The organism is Microcoleus sp. POL10_C6 (assembly GCF_036701585.1).
Lineage (GTDB): Bacteria > Cyanobacteriota > Cyanobacteriia > Cyanobacteriales > Microcoleaceae > Microcoleus.
On sequence record NZ_JAUBRB010000041.1, the window covers coordinates 1 to 17,630 of the forward strand.

General features: G+C 46.3%; 11 protein-coding genes. 8 read left to right on the forward strand and 3 right to left on the reverse strand.

Going from position 1 to position 17,630, the window contains the following annotated elements; genetic code table 11:
* The 3 genes from QUA34_RS20790 to QUA34_RS20800 all read left to right on the forward strand — a co-directional run.
* Window positions 1–195: hypothetical protein (locus QUA34_RS20790; RefSeq protein ID WP_333389105.1), on the forward strand; the 195-nt coding region annotated here is incomplete at its 5' end.
* Between the two features lie 1,018 nt (window positions 196–1,213).
* Window positions 1,214–2,719, forward strand: a complete 1,506-nt coding sequence (locus tag QUA34_RS20795; protein ID WP_333329673.1) for a mannitol dehydrogenase family protein — start codon at window positions 1,214–1,216, stop codon at window positions 2,717–2,719.
* A 4-nt stretch (window positions 2,720–2,723) separates the two neighbouring features.
* Window positions 2,724–3,443 (forward strand): HAD family phosphatase, encoded by a 720-nt coding sequence (locus tag QUA34_RS20800; protein ID WP_333389106.1) that lies wholly within the window; start codon window positions 2,724–2,726, stop codon window positions 3,441–3,443.
* Between the two features lie 68 nt (window positions 3,444–3,511).
* Here QUA34_RS20800 and QUA34_RS20805 read toward each other — a convergent pair whose 3' ends face one another.
* Window positions 3,512–4,801, reverse strand: a complete 1,290-nt coding sequence (locus QUA34_RS20805; RefSeq protein ID WP_333329667.1) for an NAD(P)/FAD-dependent oxidoreductase — start codon at window positions 4,799–4,801, stop codon at window positions 3,512–3,514.
* Between the two features lie 312 nt (window positions 4,802–5,113).
* Here QUA34_RS20805 and QUA34_RS20810 point away from each other — a divergent pair, with 312 nt between their 5' ends.
* The 4 genes from QUA34_RS20810 (at window position 5,114) to QUA34_RS20825 (ending at window position 15,075) form a co-directional block, all read left to right on the forward strand.
* On the forward strand, window positions 5,114–6,610 hold the full coding sequence (locus QUA34_RS20810) for a mannitol dehydrogenase family protein (RefSeq protein ID WP_333329664.1): 1,497 nt from the start codon (window positions 5,114–5,116) through the stop codon (window positions 6,608–6,610).
* A gap of 115 nt (window positions 6,611–6,725) precedes the next feature.
* Window positions 6,726–11,909: a PAS domain S-box protein gene (locus QUA34_RS20815; RefSeq protein ID WP_333329662.1), complete on the forward strand. Its 5,184-nt coding sequence runs from the start codon at window positions 6,726–6,728 to the stop codon at window positions 11,907–11,909.
* A 21-nt stretch (window positions 11,910–11,930) separates the two neighbouring features.
* Window positions 11,931–13,373, forward strand: a complete 1,443-nt coding sequence (gene xylB, locus QUA34_RS20820; protein WP_333329659.1) for a xylulokinase — start codon at window positions 11,931–11,933, stop codon at window positions 13,371–13,373.
* A gap of 121 nt (window positions 13,374–13,494) precedes the next feature.
* Window positions 13,495–15,075 carry a glycosyltransferase gene (locus tag QUA34_RS20825; RefSeq protein WP_333329657.1) on the forward strand — a complete coding sequence of 527 codons (1,581 nt, stop codon included), beginning with the start codon at window positions 13,495–13,497 and terminating at the stop codon, window positions 15,073–15,075.
* 458 nt (window positions 15,076–15,533) lie between these two features.
* Here the strand turns inward: QUA34_RS20825 and QUA34_RS20830 are convergent, their stop codons facing one another.
* Together QUA34_RS20830 and QUA34_RS20835 are read right to left on the reverse strand one after the other, a co-directional pair.
* Entirely contained in the window at window positions 15,534–16,352 is an 819-nt protein-coding gene (locus QUA34_RS20830) for an FkbM family methyltransferase (protein ID WP_333329654.1), read from the reverse strand.
* 285 nt (window positions 16,353–16,637) lie between these two features.
* Complete coding sequence (locus tag QUA34_RS20835; RefSeq protein ID WP_333211658.1) at window positions 16,638–17,144, reverse strand: hypothetical protein; 507 nt, start codon at window positions 17,142–17,144, stop codon at window positions 16,638–16,640.
* Window positions 17,145–17,281: 137 nt separating this feature from the next.
* Here QUA34_RS20835 and QUA34_RS20840 point away from each other — a divergent pair, with 137 nt between their 5' ends.
* Window positions 17,282–17,524 carry a hypothetical protein gene (locus QUA34_RS20840; RefSeq protein ID WP_333052315.1) on the forward strand — a complete coding sequence of 81 codons (243 nt, stop codon included), beginning with the start codon at window positions 17,282–17,284 and terminating at the stop codon, window positions 17,522–17,524.
* The last annotated feature ends 106 nt before the right edge of the window (window positions 17,525–17,630 follow it).

A 17,630-nucleotide genomic window follows, 5' to 3' on the forward strand; every position in this document is an offset into this window, starting at 1 on the left:
GACCGAGAGTTCAGCCTTGTGGCTGGAAACGCTATGTACGGACTGATTACCGTGATTCACGTTTCAACGAATCGCACCGAAATACTCCGTCAGTTTCTCGATGCGATAATTAAACACTTTGTACCCGTGTTTGAAGTACAGTTCCACATTCCCTCGGTGTTCCCACAATCCCAGCAAGTTGATGGCAACCTCTGAGTAATGGACTCTCACATCCCGCTGCACTTCGGCTATCCGTTCCTCAATTAGTCGAGTCGTAATTCCAATTTTAGAGAATGAGTGAAGAAACTTTAAAAATTTATAGACAGACTGAAACGGCCTTGCAATGCTGTATCAGCCATCCGCTACAGACAGGACTTTTCCACGCAAGCGTTGTTTTTTGGACGCTTGCTACACCAACGCCAAACTCTAACTTAACTGCTTCTAGCCAAATATACACTTGATTGTGGTTATAAGTCCCTCTAAAGAATTATGTGTATATTCTCCTGAAGACAGATGATAGCAGCGACCTAGGCAAATAACATACAAAGTGTACAGAGTTATTAGGTAATCTAAAGGCATAATTTAAAAGCAGTCTATTTGCGCCTTGTAGGAAAGACATTCGACTTACCCACTTGTCCAAGCTAAACAAAGTGGCAGTATGTGGCGTATTCTTGTGCCTTACTTCAGGTTAATGACTACTTGATCTTTGATACTTAATTAATTAAGTGTACCTGATTTCTTCTGTCTCTGTTCTACCTGTGAGACCCTAACTACCCTGTTGTTTTAACTCCCTATAAAAAATTGTTTGTAGATTCTCCTGAAGACGGAGGATAGCAGCGACCCAGGGAAATAACATCAAAGTCTACAGAGTTATTGGGGAAGCTCAAGCCAGAATTAAAAGCACTCTATTTGCGCCTTCTTATAGGACATACATTCGGCTTACGCACTTGCCAAAGTTGAACAAAGTTGCAGTAGGTCGCCTACTCTTGTGCCTTACTTCAGGTTAATGACCAATTGAGCTTTGATTATTATTAATTAGGTTTACCTGATTTTTTCTTTCTCTGCTCTATCTGTCACACCCTAATTACCATGTGGTAATACGCTTCTTTGTAGATGGCACAAAGGATACCAGAAATTTTCGCAGTTTGAGACATTTGTGTTGCTTGTAGGTCATCGGGTATACCCAGACTGACCAATTTTCATTTTACCTTATCACACTTATTTAAGAAGTCTCATGGTTAACTTACTCAGACCGCCCAGTGTTTCTTCAAGTTCTCGCTTCGGTACTGTAACTGGTTTGTGGAGGCAACAGTCTCTTTACGACAGGAGGGCGCTTAAGACTGGTATCGTCCATTTCGGGCCAGGTCGTTTTTTTAGGGGGCATCTTGCCTACATAATACATAACTATCTTGCACAGAAGAATTCCCAAGAGCAGAGATGGGGGATTTGTGGGGTTAGCCTCAAGAGTCAACAGACCATTACTAGGTTGAAACCGCAGAGATTCCTTTACAGTTTGACCAAACACTCTAGTTGCGCTCAAAATCGTGAGGAAGCGGAAGTTATAGGTTCTATCAGGGAAATAGTTAATGGTAGAGACAAGTGCGAGTATGTGCTTGAAAAGATGGCGTCTCCCTCTGTGCATCTGGTGACTCTTACTATTACTCAAGGAGGCTACCATCTAGACAAGAATTTTAATCTCGACACAACGAATGAAGACATCGCGCACGATTTGCAAAATCATTCCACTCCAACTACTGCAATTGGCTTTATCGTAGAGGCGCTGCGGCGACGACGTGATCGCTGCATGACTCCGTTCACCACCCTTTCTTGCGACAACCTCCCAAGAAACGGGGATATCCTGCAAAAAGCAGTGCTAGCTTACGCTGAAGAGATCGATCCTCAGCTTGCAGAATACATCAGGGATAACGCCACGTTCCCTAATTCGGTTGTAGACAGGATTGTGCCTCAAGAACAGGAATCCGACTATAACTACCCCAGCCGACTGTTGCAAGTTCGCGATCGCGCACCCATTGTAACCGAACCATTTTGGCAGTTTGTCGTGGAAGACAAATTCGCAGGCGATCGCCCCAAGTGGGAAGATACGGGGGTGATTATGACTAGCGACATCACTCCCTTCCTCTATATGAAGTCGAGATTCTTGAATGCAGTACACTCCTTCATAGCCTGTTTAGCTGTAAGAGCAGGTATAGAATATATGCACGAGGCGATCGCGCTACCGGAATTCCAGTTGTTTACTCGGCTTCTCATGGACGATATCGCAGCAGCAACACCAGTGCCTCGCCAGATGTGTGAACAATATATGGAGCAAGTTTTAGTAAGGCTCAGTAACGAAGATCTTCCCGATACTACGGAGAGAATCTCTTCAGAAACCTGTAGGAAAGTAGGCAAGTATATATTTCCGATACTTCAGGATGCTTATAGCCGAAAAGTCAGCATGAAGCGTATTATACTTCCTGTTGCGGCGTGGCTTCTTGCAGTCAGAGAAGAGGCGTGCGAGTCTGGTCAGCCCTATTATGCCAAGGATACCCAAAGCACAATTACAGCGATTCAAGAAGGCGCACTAATTAGCGGGATTCTGGGATTGGAGAATTGCGAACAGACAGAGCTCGTAGATAATGAATGCCTCCAAGCTTTGCGAGATCTCCAGACCCAAGGACTATTGACTACGCTGAAAAATTACAGTGAGGGAGGTCTTTTAAATGAAACAGCTTCAGCATGATAAGGTGGTGCTTTTCGATCATGACGGAACTGTTGTTGACAGTGAAACCATAGCACTTAAGAGCGCATGGAGGCTGACAAATGAAGTTGCTAGTGAGTTCCCTGGCGCTCAACACTATGAGCTTGAGGACTTTGTTAAAAGCTTCGCCGGGAAACCCTACAGGGAAATACTCAAACAGCTCTACCCAGACTCATTAACCAGTCTTAATGAGCGGGATATTGACAGGCTAGTGGCTGAAGAAGAAAAGAGAGCGATTGAACGGCTTACTGTAGAGGCAAAAGCGACAGAAGGAACGCCCCAAGTGCTGTCTTCCCTGCGCGACGACGGATTTGAATATGCGCTAGTAAGTAACAGCAGCTTACAGCGGCTGAGTGCTTGCCTTTGTGCTGCTGCCCTGACCGACTATTTCCCAAGCGAGCAGGTATTTAGCGCTCACGACTCTCTCCCGGTTCCGCGTCCCAAGCCACTTCCTGACATCTACCTATATGCAGTGAAATGTCTGGACGCAGAAGTTTCCGATTGCGTGGCAATTGAAGATTCTATCAGTGGGATAAGGGCTGCCGTTGCCGCGGGAATTGGGCAGATTATCGGTTATGTAGGGGGAACTCATATCAGCGAGGATGAACGAAGCAGCCGTGCAGATGCTCTTGAGTCGGCTGGTGCCCACCAAGTTATCGAGCGGATGCACGATCTTATCGGGCTATTATCAGCAATCCCAGTGTAAGGACAGGGGGCATCAGGCGATCGCTTGATGCCCTTAGTTACAATGGTGAAAAATGGCGTTGCTGAATATCAAGAATTCTGGGCCATCGAACGCTTCACCTTATGAATCCAACCTTGGCTCAGACTCAGCACCTGCGAATAAGACAAGTCCGTATCTAACACCAAATCAAACACAGACGGCTTAACTAAACGGGGAAACAATCGATGAAATAGCCTTCCTATCGTCAACCGCAAGAAAAACTCAACCACCAACCACTTCGTGCGAGGAAACGAATAATTTGATAACTCTTCCAAGGCATGGGCATCCGGGACTCGCTGCTCTGAAAACTGCGGCAAAACCTTCCCCCAATCATCCCCATACTGGTCCAACAATTGTCCCAAAATCAGCACATCTTCTAACGAAGAATTACACCCCTGCCCAATCGAGGGAGACACCGCATGAGCAGCATCGCCAATCAGCAACACACTATCGCCCTCATGAAAGCGATCGCAGCGTACCGTTAGCACCTTTGCCACTGGACGCTTCAACAACGCTTCCGCTTCTTCCCACGACATCAACTGACCAAACAGCGGGAAATTTTCCTCAAAAAATGCCTTGACTTCTTCTTTCGTGGATAATCCTTCTAGGGGATTAGTCTGTGCATCAAAAATAATCACGCCACTCAACTGATCTCCTGGCTGAGGTACCATCAGCATCCGGGTTTGATTATTCAAATTCCAGGCATGGATTTTATTCGGTTCTAACTCCACTCCTGTACTCGGATTGAGCCGACTTAAAAACACCGATTTATAGGCATCTGGAACATAGCTTTGGGAAGACGCCAAGCCTGCATTCTCGACTAAATACTCTCGAATTTGCGATCGCGCCCCATCGGCACCCACCAGTAGATCGTAGTGAACGGTAAAGCTATCTCCTTCTGAAGGTTTCAACATCACGGTTTTAGCCGTTCCATCCACAGCCGTACATTCACAGTTGAAATGTACTTTAACCTGATTCGGACTAGAGGTTTCGGTTAATTGCTTCAACAGAATCGTCACGAGGCGATTGCGATCGATTGTGAGAACCGGATTTTCGCGAGGAACCGATCGGGATTTGCCCTTTTTCCGATAAATAATTGTCCCGTGACAGAACACACTTTGAGCGGCGATCGCCTCCTCTAACCCAGCAATGGCTCGAATGGCTTTTCTGCCCCGTTCCTGAAGCGAGAGCGGAAATGTGCGGTTTCCAGAAACATCAGTCAACCGAGGATCGGGACGACGTTCATAGATATCAATATGGTAGTTGCCCCGACGCAATAAATAATGTGCCAGTAGCAGTCCAGCCGGACCAGATCCAATGATCACAACGTTTTGAACCATAGGGGTTTACCGAATACGATGAGTTGATGTACCGAACTTTATTATGCTTCCCGGCAGAGCCCCGACTTCTGAATCACATTGATTCAGGGCAATCAGGGTTTCACCAAAGAAGTGGGGGTCTGGGTTGTCTTTTCATCTGCCATCGGCAACCCCTGAAAAGTTAGATATTCTCAAGAATAGCTTGGGCGACAACTTCATCGGCGATCGGTTTTGCGATCGACTTGCCATGCAGATTCGCCAAAATAGACTCCACCTTTTTCAACCATCCTGCAATACTGATAATCAGCCGTCATCACAAGGTCATACATTAAGATGAACAGCAATACCAGCACAGACTCAACAATCAAGCTGAATCAAGCATCCCTATCTCGTTTACCTGGAAACGTGCGCGTACCCAATTACGATCGCCATCCAATTACTAATGGAATTTTGCATATTGGAGTTGGTGGATTTCATCGATCGCACCAAGCGCTCTATCTCGATGATTATTTCCATCAGAATCCTGGTAGTGATTGGGGAATCTGTGGTGTTGGATTGCTTGACAATGAATATGACAGGCGTATGCGGGATGCGCTTCTGTCCCAAGATTGTTTGTATACCTTAGTTGAGCGATCGCTAGAAGGAGATCGCGCTCGAATCATTGGTTCAATCACTCGATACCTGTTTGCACCAGACAATCGTCAAGCAGTTATTGAAGCATTAGCAGATCCCAAATGCCGAATTGTTACTCTAACAATCACAGAAAGCGGCTACTACTACATTGAAGGAAGTGGCAATTTCGATGTAAACCACCCGACGATGCAGCACGATTTGCAACATCCTGAGCAACCAATTGGGACATACGGTTTTTTGACAGCCGCACTCGAAAAGCGGCGTAAACAGGGGTTGGCACCCTTTACAGTCTTGTCCTGCGACAATATCCAGGGCAACGGCAACATGGTGCGGAAAATGCTAACGACATTTGCCCAAATGCGCGATCCAGATTTAGGAAGTTGGATTGCTGAACACGTTGCGTTTCCCAACTGCATGGTCGATCGCATTACTCCGCTGACAACCCCAGCAGATATCAAAATGGTAGCCCAACAGTTTGGTATTGATGATGCGTTTCCCTGCGTCGCGGAGCCTTTCATTCAGTGGGTAATCGAAGATACCTTTTGTGCAGGCAGACCGGATTGGGAATCCGTTGGCGTACAGATGACTAAGGATGTTCATCCCTATGAAATGATGAAAATTCGGCTTCTCAATGCCAGCCATATGCTGATTGGCTATCTCGGCTCTCTGGCAGGTTATACCTACGTTTATGAAGTCATGGCCGATCCCTTGTTTCAGCAAGCAGTCGCTAACCTGATGGATGAGGTGACACCAACGCTCCAACCTGTTCCTGGGATCGATTTAGACGATTATAAAAAAACTTTAATTGAACGGTTTTCCAATCCCAAAATTCGCGATCAGCTTCCGCGCCTTTGCCTGAATGGATCGGCCAAAATTCCTAAGTTTGTTTTGGGATCGATGCGCGATAAATTACAACTTGAAGGTGCGATCGATTACCTAAGTTTGACGATCGCTGCTTGGTGTCACTATCTCAATGGTTACGACGACCAAAACCGTCCTATCGTCATTGATGACCCTTTAGCTGATATCCTCACTCAACAAGCCCGCTCAGGTAAAACAGATCCCACTCCATTTCTCAGCATATTTGAGATTTTTGGAGATTTAGTACAGTCGCCACGTTTCGTCGAGACTGTTGCTGACCAGTTGCGTAGTTTGCATGAGTTTGGTGCTAAAGGAACACTAGGCCGATTGTCGTAAGTACCATCTGCATTCGTATTGCCTCTGGCCAAAGCATCTATCTTAAGGTGGATTCTCCTGAGTGAGTAACTCAGGTTCAATAGAGAAGACCGTGTATGTATACGGATGAATCTTAATGAAGCGCGACGCCACAGGCAAGTTTCTTAGCAATTGGAACTCGGAGACGAAAGAACGAGTGAGCGTATCTCTCACTAATACAGCATGGCGATCGCTCGATAAAGAGGCTCACAGGCGAGGAATTTCTCGCTCTGAAGTCATTGAACGCTTTGCCCGCACTCTTGAAGGCGAACAGTTGTTCCCTGCCCAAGAAACTGAGGGCAAGGTAGCAACGATTCTGGAAAGCATTACGGATGCTTTTGTCGCCTTCGATCGCGACTGGCGCTACACCTACGTGAATGGGGCGGCGGCTCAAATCCTGCACAAAACACCAGAATATCTACTAGGAAAGCACGTTTGGAATGAGGTTTTTCCTGAGCTGGTTGGTGCAATTCCCTATCGAGAACTCCATCGGGCAATGACGGAACAGGTTCCTGTTTCCTGGGAAGAATTTGGGGAATCTGTCCAGCGTTGGATAGAGGCGAAGGCGTATCCCTCGACTGCAGGAGTAGCAGTTTATTTTCGCGATATTACAGAACGCAAGCAAGCAGAGGCAGAACGAGAACGGTTATTGCACGAGCTGGAAATCGAACGCGGCCGATTTGAAGCCGTTTTGCGACAGATGCCTGCGGGTGTAATAATTGCCGATGCGGCATCCGGTAAGTTAGTTCTAGCGAACGAACAAACCAAGCAAGTTGTTGGGTATGACTATGAACAGTCGCTTGAGATTGAGGAATATGCACCCATTGCTCCATTTAAAGCCTTTTTTGGCTCAGAGGGTCAGCTCTATGCCCCTCATGAGTATCCCCTGGCGCGATCGCTAAAAACCGGTGAGGTCGTTACCAACGAAGAGATGGAAATTCATCGAGATGATGGTAGCCGCGTCTTCATTAACATCAACTCAGCACCAATTTTAGATAGTCAGGGAGAGATTGTTGCAGCCGTTGTTATCTTCCAAGATGTGACGGATTACAAACAGGTTGAACAGGCATTACGAGAGAGCGAAGAACGCTTGCGATTGGCATTAACGGCGGCTCAGATGGTGGTCTGGGATATGGATTTGCCGACCAATCAGGTAGTGTGTTCTGCTAATGCTCTAGACGTTTGGGGTTTTCATGAAGGCACAGGAGAAGACTTTTTTGCACTCATTCATGCAGACGATCGACCACAGGTGCTCCAAGCGACGGTAGGGGCAATGGCTGGGGAACAGCCCTACGCACCGGAGTATCGGGTAATTTGTCCAGACGGCGTTGTGCGCTGGCTCAACAGTCAGGGACAAGTCTATCGGGATGAGACGGGGCAAGGAGTTCGCATGATTGGCGTTTCGGTTGATATTACAGAACGCAAACAGATCGAAGCAGAACGCGATCGTCTTTTAAAACGAGAACAATCTGCCCGACTCGAAGCCGAAACCGAACGCAAGCGGTTGCATGACATCCTGATGCAATTGCCTGCCATGATTGCCATTGTTAAAGGTGCCGATCTTGTGTATGAATTTGCCAATCCCACCTACCTGCAAGCGACTGGGCGCACTCCCGACCTGATCGGGAAATCAATACGGGATGTTTTCCCAGAGATAGAGGGGCAAATTTACTTTGAAGCGTTTGAACAGGTTTACCGGACGGGAGAAACATTTATTCGGGAGGAGTCACCTACTTACTGGGATCGGAACGGCGATGGGGTGTTGGAAGAAGCATTTTTCCACTGCATCTTTACAGCTTGGCGGGATGCTGAGGGAACCATTCAGGGTGTGTTGATTTATAACATTGAAGTGACAGCCCAGGTGCGGGCAAGGCAACAAATTGAACAACTGCTCAAGAACCTCCAGCAGAAAGAAGAAATTCAGCAATTCCTAATCGAATTGAATGATGCGATTCGTGCCATTCAAGACTCGAAGGAAATTATGTGGCGAGTGGTTAGCTCCGCAGGGCAATATTTCCAAGTCACTCGCTGTACCTACGGTGAAATTGATTCTACTCAGGAATATGTGATTGTCGATCGCGATTATTGCAATGGTGTAATCAGCATAGTGGGTAGACATCGCATGGATTCGTTTGGCCCTGAACTCATTGCTGAATTAAAGCAAGGCAGAACAATCGTCGTGGACGATGTTGATACCGATCCTCGGACTGCCGGATCGGGAGCTGCTACCTTTAACGCAATTCAAACCAAATCTCTCCTATGTGTTCCATTGGTGAAAGATGGGAAATTTGTCGCATTGTTGGTGTTGCACCATGTCTCTGGTCGCCACTGGACGAAGGAAGATGTGGTGCTGATGGAGCGAATTGCTGAAAAAACCTGGCTAGCCGTGGAGCGCTCGCGGGCAGAAGAGGAATTGCGAGAAAGTGAAGCTCACCTGCAACTCGCTCTGAAGGTTGGACGCATGGGAACCTGGGACTGGGATATGCAGACCAAAGCAAGGCATTGGTCAGAAGGGCACTTCATGGTACTCGGTCTGCAACCTAATGAGTGCGAACCCAGCTATGAGGTTTGGGCAAGTCGGGTTCATCCTGATGACTTAGCAGAAGCTAATGTGAAACTTCAGCTAGCTATAGCTGAAAAGAAAGAGTATCACCATGAACATCGCCTGCGTTGGCCAGATGGCTCCATTCACTGGGTTGAAGCGAGAGGACAGTTTACTTATGATTCTCAGGGAAATCCCAAGCACTCGATCGGCGTCGTCATCGATATCACACAACGCAAGCAAGCAGAAGAGGCGTTGCGTCAAGCTCTACAAAAGCTCAACTTCCATGTTGAAAACTCTCCAATGGCAGTCGTTGAATGGAATCGAGACTTTCAAGTCACTCGCTGGTCTGCTAGTGCAGAGCGCATTTTGGGCTGGAAAGCCGAAGAAATTCTGGGCAAATCTTTAACAGAGATACCTTTTGTCTTTGAGGAAGACCTGGAAACGGTGACAGAAGTCTGCCAACGGCTGGTCTATGGTGAAGAAGCCCATATTTTTTCATACAACCGCAATTACACCAAAGATCGCAACATTGTGCACTGCGAGTGGTATAACTCCAGTCTCAGGGACGAATCGGGACGGATGATTTCGGTGTTATCGCTGGTGCTGGATGTGACGGAGCGCAAGTATGCCGAACAAGAACGAGAACAACTGTTAGAGCGCGAACGTATTTCCCGTTCTCAGGCAGAAGCCGCACAGCGCCAACTGGCAAATATTTTTGACACGTCTCCGATTGGACTTGGCCTGTTAGATGAAAAGCAGCGATTTATTTCCATCAACGAAGCCTTGGCAGAAATTAATGGATTAACCCGCGAGCAACACTTAGGACATTCCATTTCAGAACTTTTTGGTCAATTCGATCCCCAAGTAGTTAAAGTCTTTCATCAGATATACACCACAGGAAATCCCTTCACTTCACCCAACTTTGCGGTGAATGTTCCCGGACGCAGCGATCGCCGTCCCGGTTACTACAACGTTTACTATCTTCCGACTGTTAACTCAAATGCTCAGGTTGAAGGGGTTTTAGTTTATGTAGTCGATGTGACTGAGCGCGTCAGGTTAGAGCTTGCCCAACGCTTTCTCTCTGAGGCAAGTACGGTGCTGGCATCCTCACTCGATTATCAAACGACTCTAGAGCGAGTCGCACAGCTTACAGTGCCGGAATTAGCGGACTGGTGTACGGTTCACATGATAGAAGAGGATGGTTCGATCGAGCAGATTGCAGTGGCTCACATCGACCCTGCCAAACTGGATTGGGCATATCAGATTAGAGACAAGTATCCTATGAATCCGGATGACCCTCGCGGTGCTGCATACACCTTGCGAACTGGGCAATCTGATTTTGTGCCGGATATTCCCGATGAACTGCTGGTACAGGCAGCGCGTGATTCAAAGCATTTGGAAATACTGCGGCAGGTTGGATTCAAATCGGTAATGACGGTGCCACTACGAACTCAGGCACGAATTCTAGGGGCCATTTCCTTTATCTCAGCCGAATCTGGACGACGGTATACCTCAGCAGATTTGCAACTGGCAGAGGAATTGGCGCGTCGTGCTTCCTTGGCGATCGACAATGCTCAGTTATATCGGTTAGCTCAACGCGATCGCGCAAAAGCAGAAGCGGCTAACCGGATTAAAGACGAATTTTTAGCAGTATTGTCCCACGAGTTGCGATCGCCCCTCAATCCGATTCTGGGCTGGACAAAATTGCTACGAACAGGGCGACTAGATACCACAAAAACCCAGCAAGCGCTGGAAACGATCGAACGCAACGCCAAGCTGCAAGCCCAATTAATTGAGGACTTGTTGGATGTCTCGCGCATTCTGCAAGGAAAAATGACGTTAAACGTCGCTCCTGTGAATCTAGCGGCAATGATTGAGGCTGCACGGGAAACGGTACGACTAGCAGCCGAAGCCAAACACATTCAAATCCAGACTACATTTAATCCTATTTCAGGAACGGTTTCAGGCGATAGCAATCGCCTCCAACAAGTAGTCTGGAACCTCCTCTCCAATGCTGTGAAGTTCACCCCAACCGGAGGACGCATCGACGTGCAACTAGAGCAGGTTGGTATGTACGCTCAGATTCAAGTCAAAGATACTGGAAAAGGCATCAAACGAGAGTTCTTACCCCATGTGTTTGACTACTTCCGTCAAGAAGATGGCACCATAACCCGACAATTCGGCGGATTGGGATTGGGACTAGCGCTCGTCCGTCATTTTACCGAACTGCATGGAGGAACCGTTCAAGCAGACAGCTTAGGACAGAACTTAGGGGCTACATTTACCATCCGGCTACCGTTAAACATCGTAGAGCCGGAACCCTATTCTGATGACAGGCATCCAGAAAGTGCGGCAGACTTAGCAGGTATTCAGGTCTTGGTTGTGGACGACGATGCAGATATGCGGGAGTTGGCAGCATTCACCCTGATGCAATCTGGCGCACAAGTTGCCACAGCAGCTTCGGGGGCACAGGCGTTGACCCTTCTGAATCAATCTCTCCCCGATGTACTCTTATGTGACATTGGGATGCCAGAGATGGATGGTTATGCCCTAATTCGGCAAATTAGAAAGTGGTCACCCCAACAGGGAGGCACGATTCCTGCGATCGCACTTACTGCCTATGCTGGAGAGATCAATCAGCAGCAAGCCTTAGCTGCCGGATTTCAGATACATATCTCCAAGCCTGTTGAACCCGATGAATTGGTAAAAGCGATCGCCCGTTTGCTAAGACACTGAATGATTTGAGGATTAGCTATCATGCTGCTGGGTATAGATTTAGGAACAGGCTCTGCTAAGGCATTGCTCCTAGCGATAGACGGAACCACTATAGGTGAAGCATCAACATCCTATCCTGTTCATGCACCCCAACCTGGATGGGCTGAGTCGGAGCCAGAAGATTGGTGGTTAGCTGTTGCCTCGGCTGTTAGGAAGGCAGTGGGAAATCACGCTGACCAAGTACAGGCGATCGCACTTTCAGGACAAATGCACGGCGTTGTCCTAGCTTCGGAGTCGGGTCAGCCTCTGCGCCCTGCTATCCTTTGGGCGGATACTCGCTCTAGTGCCACGCTTAACACTTATCATTCGCTCGATGCTGCTATTCGAGAGCGATTGGGCAACCCGATTACGGCTGGAATGGCGGGCCCCACTTTGTTGTGGCTACGAGAACACGAGGCTACTGTCTACACCGAAGCGCGTTGGGCACTTCAGCCAAAAGATTGGCTGCGGTTACGGATGACTGGAGAAGTTGCAACAGAACCATCTGATGCTAGCGGTACTTTGCTTTACGATGTTGTGTCGGACAACTGGGCAGAGGATGCCATCTCAGGGCTGAATCTACGTAGTGATTGGTTACCAAAAATTATCCCCTCAAGTGCGATCTCCGGCTACCTAACAACTATTGCTTCAGAGCATCTCGGCTTACCTGTTGGCTTACCCGTTATTGCTGGTGCTGCGGATACCGCTGCGGCGGCGCTTGGTAACGGACTACTAGAGCCTGGATTGGTTCAACTAACCATCGGCACAGGCGCTCAAATCATTACACCTCGATCGCAACCAATTATCGATCGTCATGGTCGTACCCATCTCTATCGATCGGCCCTACCTAACCAGTGGTACACCCTTGCTGCAATGCAAAATGCGGGGTTAGCGCTGGAGTGGGTGCGAGGTATCCTCGGTTTGAGCTGGCAGGAAGTCTATACTAAAGCGTTTTCTGTTCCCCCAGGATGTGAAGGATTGACATTTTTGCCATACCTCACAGGTGAGCGAACTCCACACCTCGACCCCTATGTACGTGGCGCATGGGTGGGGCTTGGACTTCATCACACACAGGCGCACCTGATGAGGGCAGCTTTAGAGGGAGTTGCTTTTGCCTTACGACAAGGTTTTGAGGCCCTTGAAGCAACAGGTTTTAAAGCGACAGAACTGCGTTTAGCAGGCGGTGGAACAGCAGAAATGCCATGGAAACAATTACTGACCGATGTATTGAGAATACCCCTCTATTCAACTACAGTTGCTGCGGCTTCTGGACGTGGTGCTGCTCTACTGGCGGGTATCGGAATTGGCGTATACGCAGATGCTAATGACACCATCAAACTGGCAACCACACCAATGCTTGCTGCCACTCCCCAATCAGTTGATCCAATCCTAGAAGAGGCTTGGTTTCGATATCAATCTCTTTATCCACGGCTTAAAAAAATGTGATATGAGTTATGTCTAAAGGAGGAGGTACTAGAACCTATCCACAATTTACTCTTAAGCTAAGACTGTTTAACATCAGTCAAATAAAATAACTAAGTTTAGTACAAAAAGAGGTAGATATTACATGAATATATTAGCTGGCATTAAGCTACCAAAATCAGCCGAGGCCGCGGATGTATATATACGGTGTAATGAATCTGCATCTATAAACTATCAGGAAAATGACAAAAAAGTTGTTTTATATCGGGGTGGTGTTGTCTCCTCAAATTCTTATTTTAATTCGTTTTACGAGAGATATTATACTCAATATACAACTCTTAGCTCTATCTACTATGTACTGAAACTTGAAGGCGATTTTAAAGTTTCTGTTTACCGAGAATTTGATGGACAAAAAAACAAAGAAATAATTTCTGAAGAGAGCTTTGAGAAATGTCAATTCTCGGAGCCGGTAAAAATCTCACCAATAAATCTCTTTCAAGGCAAAAAAGCGGGCAGAATATATTTTGAAATAACTTGTTCTAGTGAACGGGGCGAATTTAAAGGGGCATGGATAGCAACTGATGAAAGTAAAACTAGAGAAGTATCATTGGGGATTGTAATTTGCACCTTTAAAAAAGAGGACTTCATACAAAATACATTAACTGCAATTTTTCAAGATGAATTGCTAGAAACCAAGGACTTTAAAGTATTCGTTGTTGATAATGGTAGAACTTTAGATGAAGCTGATTTCGGAAAGCCAAAACTGAGGCTAGTTCCTAATATAAATGCGGGTGGAAGCGGTGGCTTTACCAGAGGGTTAGTCGAAGCTTTAGGGGAAGAAAAATATTCTCACTTTTTGCTTATGGATGATGATATAGAGTTAGAAAGTGAATGTATTTATAAATTATTTCCTTTGTATGAATACGCCAATTCGGATTTTGCTGTAGCGGGTGGACTGCTAAATTTACAGAAAAAGCATATGTTGTATGAAGCAGGAGCATCGTACAACGCCTATTCTAAAACTAGAGGATTTGGGCCTGGGGCATTAATTGCTTTAAATTATAATATCGATTTACGAGATTCTAATTCTCTCAACAGGTTGCTCAAGGAAGAAGATGTAGACTATGGCGGATTTTGGTTTTTCTCTTTTTCTAAGGAACTTGTTGAACAAACTAAATTACCGCTGCCTTTATTTATCAAAATAGATGATGTGGAGTTTGGTTTAAGAATAAAAGAGTTGGGGAATAACATTGTAGCTTTTCCATCAATGGCGGTGTGGCATCAACCAGCGGCGGCCAAGAATGTAAATTGGGAAAATTATTATTATATCCGCAATGATTTAATAGCTTATTCCATCCATTATTCTCCAGAATATATGGCGGCAGTTGAGCATTTGACAAAAGTAATACTTCAGGCTTTAGCAAAATTTGATTATAATCATGTAGAGATGGTTGTAAAAGCTTTTGAAGACTATCTAAAAGGCCCAGATTTTATCAAAAACTCTGACCCAGAAAGCTTTCACATGAGCATTGTAAAGCTTAGTAAAAGCTATAATAACCAAAATGAGGTAGATAAATTAGCTGGTACTAACCTTTTGACTAGGTGGTTTAAAGTTGCTGCTGAAGGTATTAATGAATGGTCATCCTTAAGTGAAAAATGGAAAAGTGCTTCCAAGGAGATGACATCTACTATATTTTGGCAGCAATACCTTGGGCTCAAGAAATAGAATTGCCCGCTTCCACTGGTTGATGGTTGACAGCTTAGGCCGCCAGCAACTCAACGATTCACAATAAAAGCGCCTTGGGATTAATTGTGGTAGTTGACACTCCGCCGTCACAGCGTAGGGCTGTTTCGGGGCAACCACGGGGGGTTTGCCCCTAGGGAAAATCAGGCTTTTGTAGGGGCGGTGCCAAGAGTGCCCGCCCTCACCCACAGATGATGTCATGGGCATTTCAGGCATCGGGGCAACCACGGGGGGTTTGCCCCTACAAGAAAATGAAACCGCCCTGCCGCATTAGGGCATTCCCACTTTCTGATATGCAGTGAAAGCCAATTGACAGCAGATTGCCAGTTTAGAGACGGCAATAGCAGCATTTAGAAAACCAGTTTTTTAGATGTTGAGGATTAATTAAATAAGCGTGCCAAGTGCTACCCGGATTTGGTACCAGATGGAAGCAACTTGAGTTAAATGATGACACAATCTTCGCCCAAAACAGCTTGAGTGACCTGTGGTTCCTGCTCTACTGGGTCGCTGTAATGAGTGTCGATGTATTGGATGAAACTTTGCCGATAAGCTTTGAGATGCGAGTTAAGTGCTTCGATATCCTGCTCTCCGGTGGCGAAACCCTTCTCTCTTCTGAAGTGACCGGATTCCTTCACAAAAGCCATGTCAACTTGCCACAAAGCCTTATCAATCGGACGATATGACAAATCAACAATATCGTAAGCTGCGAATCCTTGGGACTTCATAAAACTCATGACATCATACATCTGACCGAACAAAGTAACTTCTACAATTACATATTCAGTCTGCTGCAAAATCTCAGTTGCTCCTGCTAAAACATCTAATTCCTTTCCGTCTACATCAACTTTAATTAAATACGGCCCTGGCAAATTTCTTTCCCTGCATATTCCATCCAGGGTAATTGCTGGTATGTTTCTCAAATAAGGATTGCTGCTGTCAGTAACGCGATTTTCAGAAATTGAAGAATGCAACATAGAGGGACTGACGTTAAGCGTGAAAACTCCAGCTTCTTTGGTCGCTGCCGCAATAATGTATTCTGCACTTTTGAGCTTGCGGCAAATTTTGGCTAGATAAGGTTCATTTTCGGCGATGGGTTCAATTAGCAAATGTCGCGCATCGGGGAAAGTTTCGTAAAGGTTAAAAGTTCCCAAGGCGGCACCGACATCAATCACAGTTCTTGGTTGGAAACCTAACTTTTTAGCCAGCAGCAAGCTGCCTGACATCGAGTTTCTGAGAATTCCTGTTTGTTGTTGGCTCACAATTTTTTCCCGATTTCAATGTGGATAAAATTAATATTATATCCTGCCGCCGAGTTATTGTATGTCCGAATAAAGAAACGAAGCAATCGCAAACCTCGGCGATTGCTTCCCTTCGGATCGCAATGACAGAAATAGGTTTCAACTCAGATGTGGCACTCTTGTCAATAAGCTTTTTATGAACAGGCTTTTCGGCCTGTTCCACAAAGAGTGAATTTTCTTGTGGAACAGGCCGAAAAGCCTGTTCTTGAGAATAGTACAAGATGTGAGTTTCCACCCAACTTGCTATTATTTCGCGGATTTCTGCGCCTTGTTTTCCGGTTCTACAGATTGCAAAGCTTCGTCGAGAATTGCCCGTGCTTCTTCGGCTTTACTTCTAGCTTCTCGATAGCGGACATTAGCTTGAGCAAAGTTTTTGAGAACCTTGAAACCATCTTTCAAACGACCAATTTCCTCGGCACTCACAGCCTCATCTGTAAACAAAATGTCGATCGCCGCCCGGATTTTGAGTGCTTCTTCGCGGGATTCCATGACTTTCAATTTGAGACTTGCCAAATTGCTCAAAATCTGGACGGCTTCAGTAATCGCATCCTCGCCGTCAGACGCAGCATCTTCGATATCTTTAACTTCAACAAACTGCTTGGGCCCAAATCCCTCCACGAGTTCCGTAGGCAGCTTGCCCTCATCCATGAGATCCATCAGCCGATCCATCGCTTCTTCCCGGGCTTTGGCTGAATCTTTCCCCTTGACAGTTAAAATAATTTCGGGGCTTTGAGGAAGTGTATAGCGAACCATATTTTGACAGCCTGTGCGCGAAAACAATTGAATGATATTTTATCTTTATTCGATCGCCAGTTGCAGCTATCGATCCGCTCCATTACCAACCGCTTGCCCAAACTTGGCACATATACACTCAAAAGGAACCCTCGACAATGAAAGATAAATTTCTTAACTTTCTCAACTTGATTTTAGTAGCTGATGTGTTTTTCGTCTTTGCCATTTTTGGGTGGTTTGTGATCGCAGTAGCAGGTCGATCGACCGGGGTGAATCTCGGTTTTGATTTGTGGTACAGTCTCTGGCAGCCCGTATTTAATCCCGCCCTGGGAATTCTTATGGGCGGTGCTATTCTCAGCGGTATAATTAACCAAGTTTCTAAACGCCTCAATCCCAAGTAAAATTGATGTTTTGTTGGAGACGGTGATTGGCGATGCTACGATTGTTGGCGATCGAACTTGTGGGATGCGTCAGAGATGAGGCACTCCATTAGGTCGATGAAGCTGG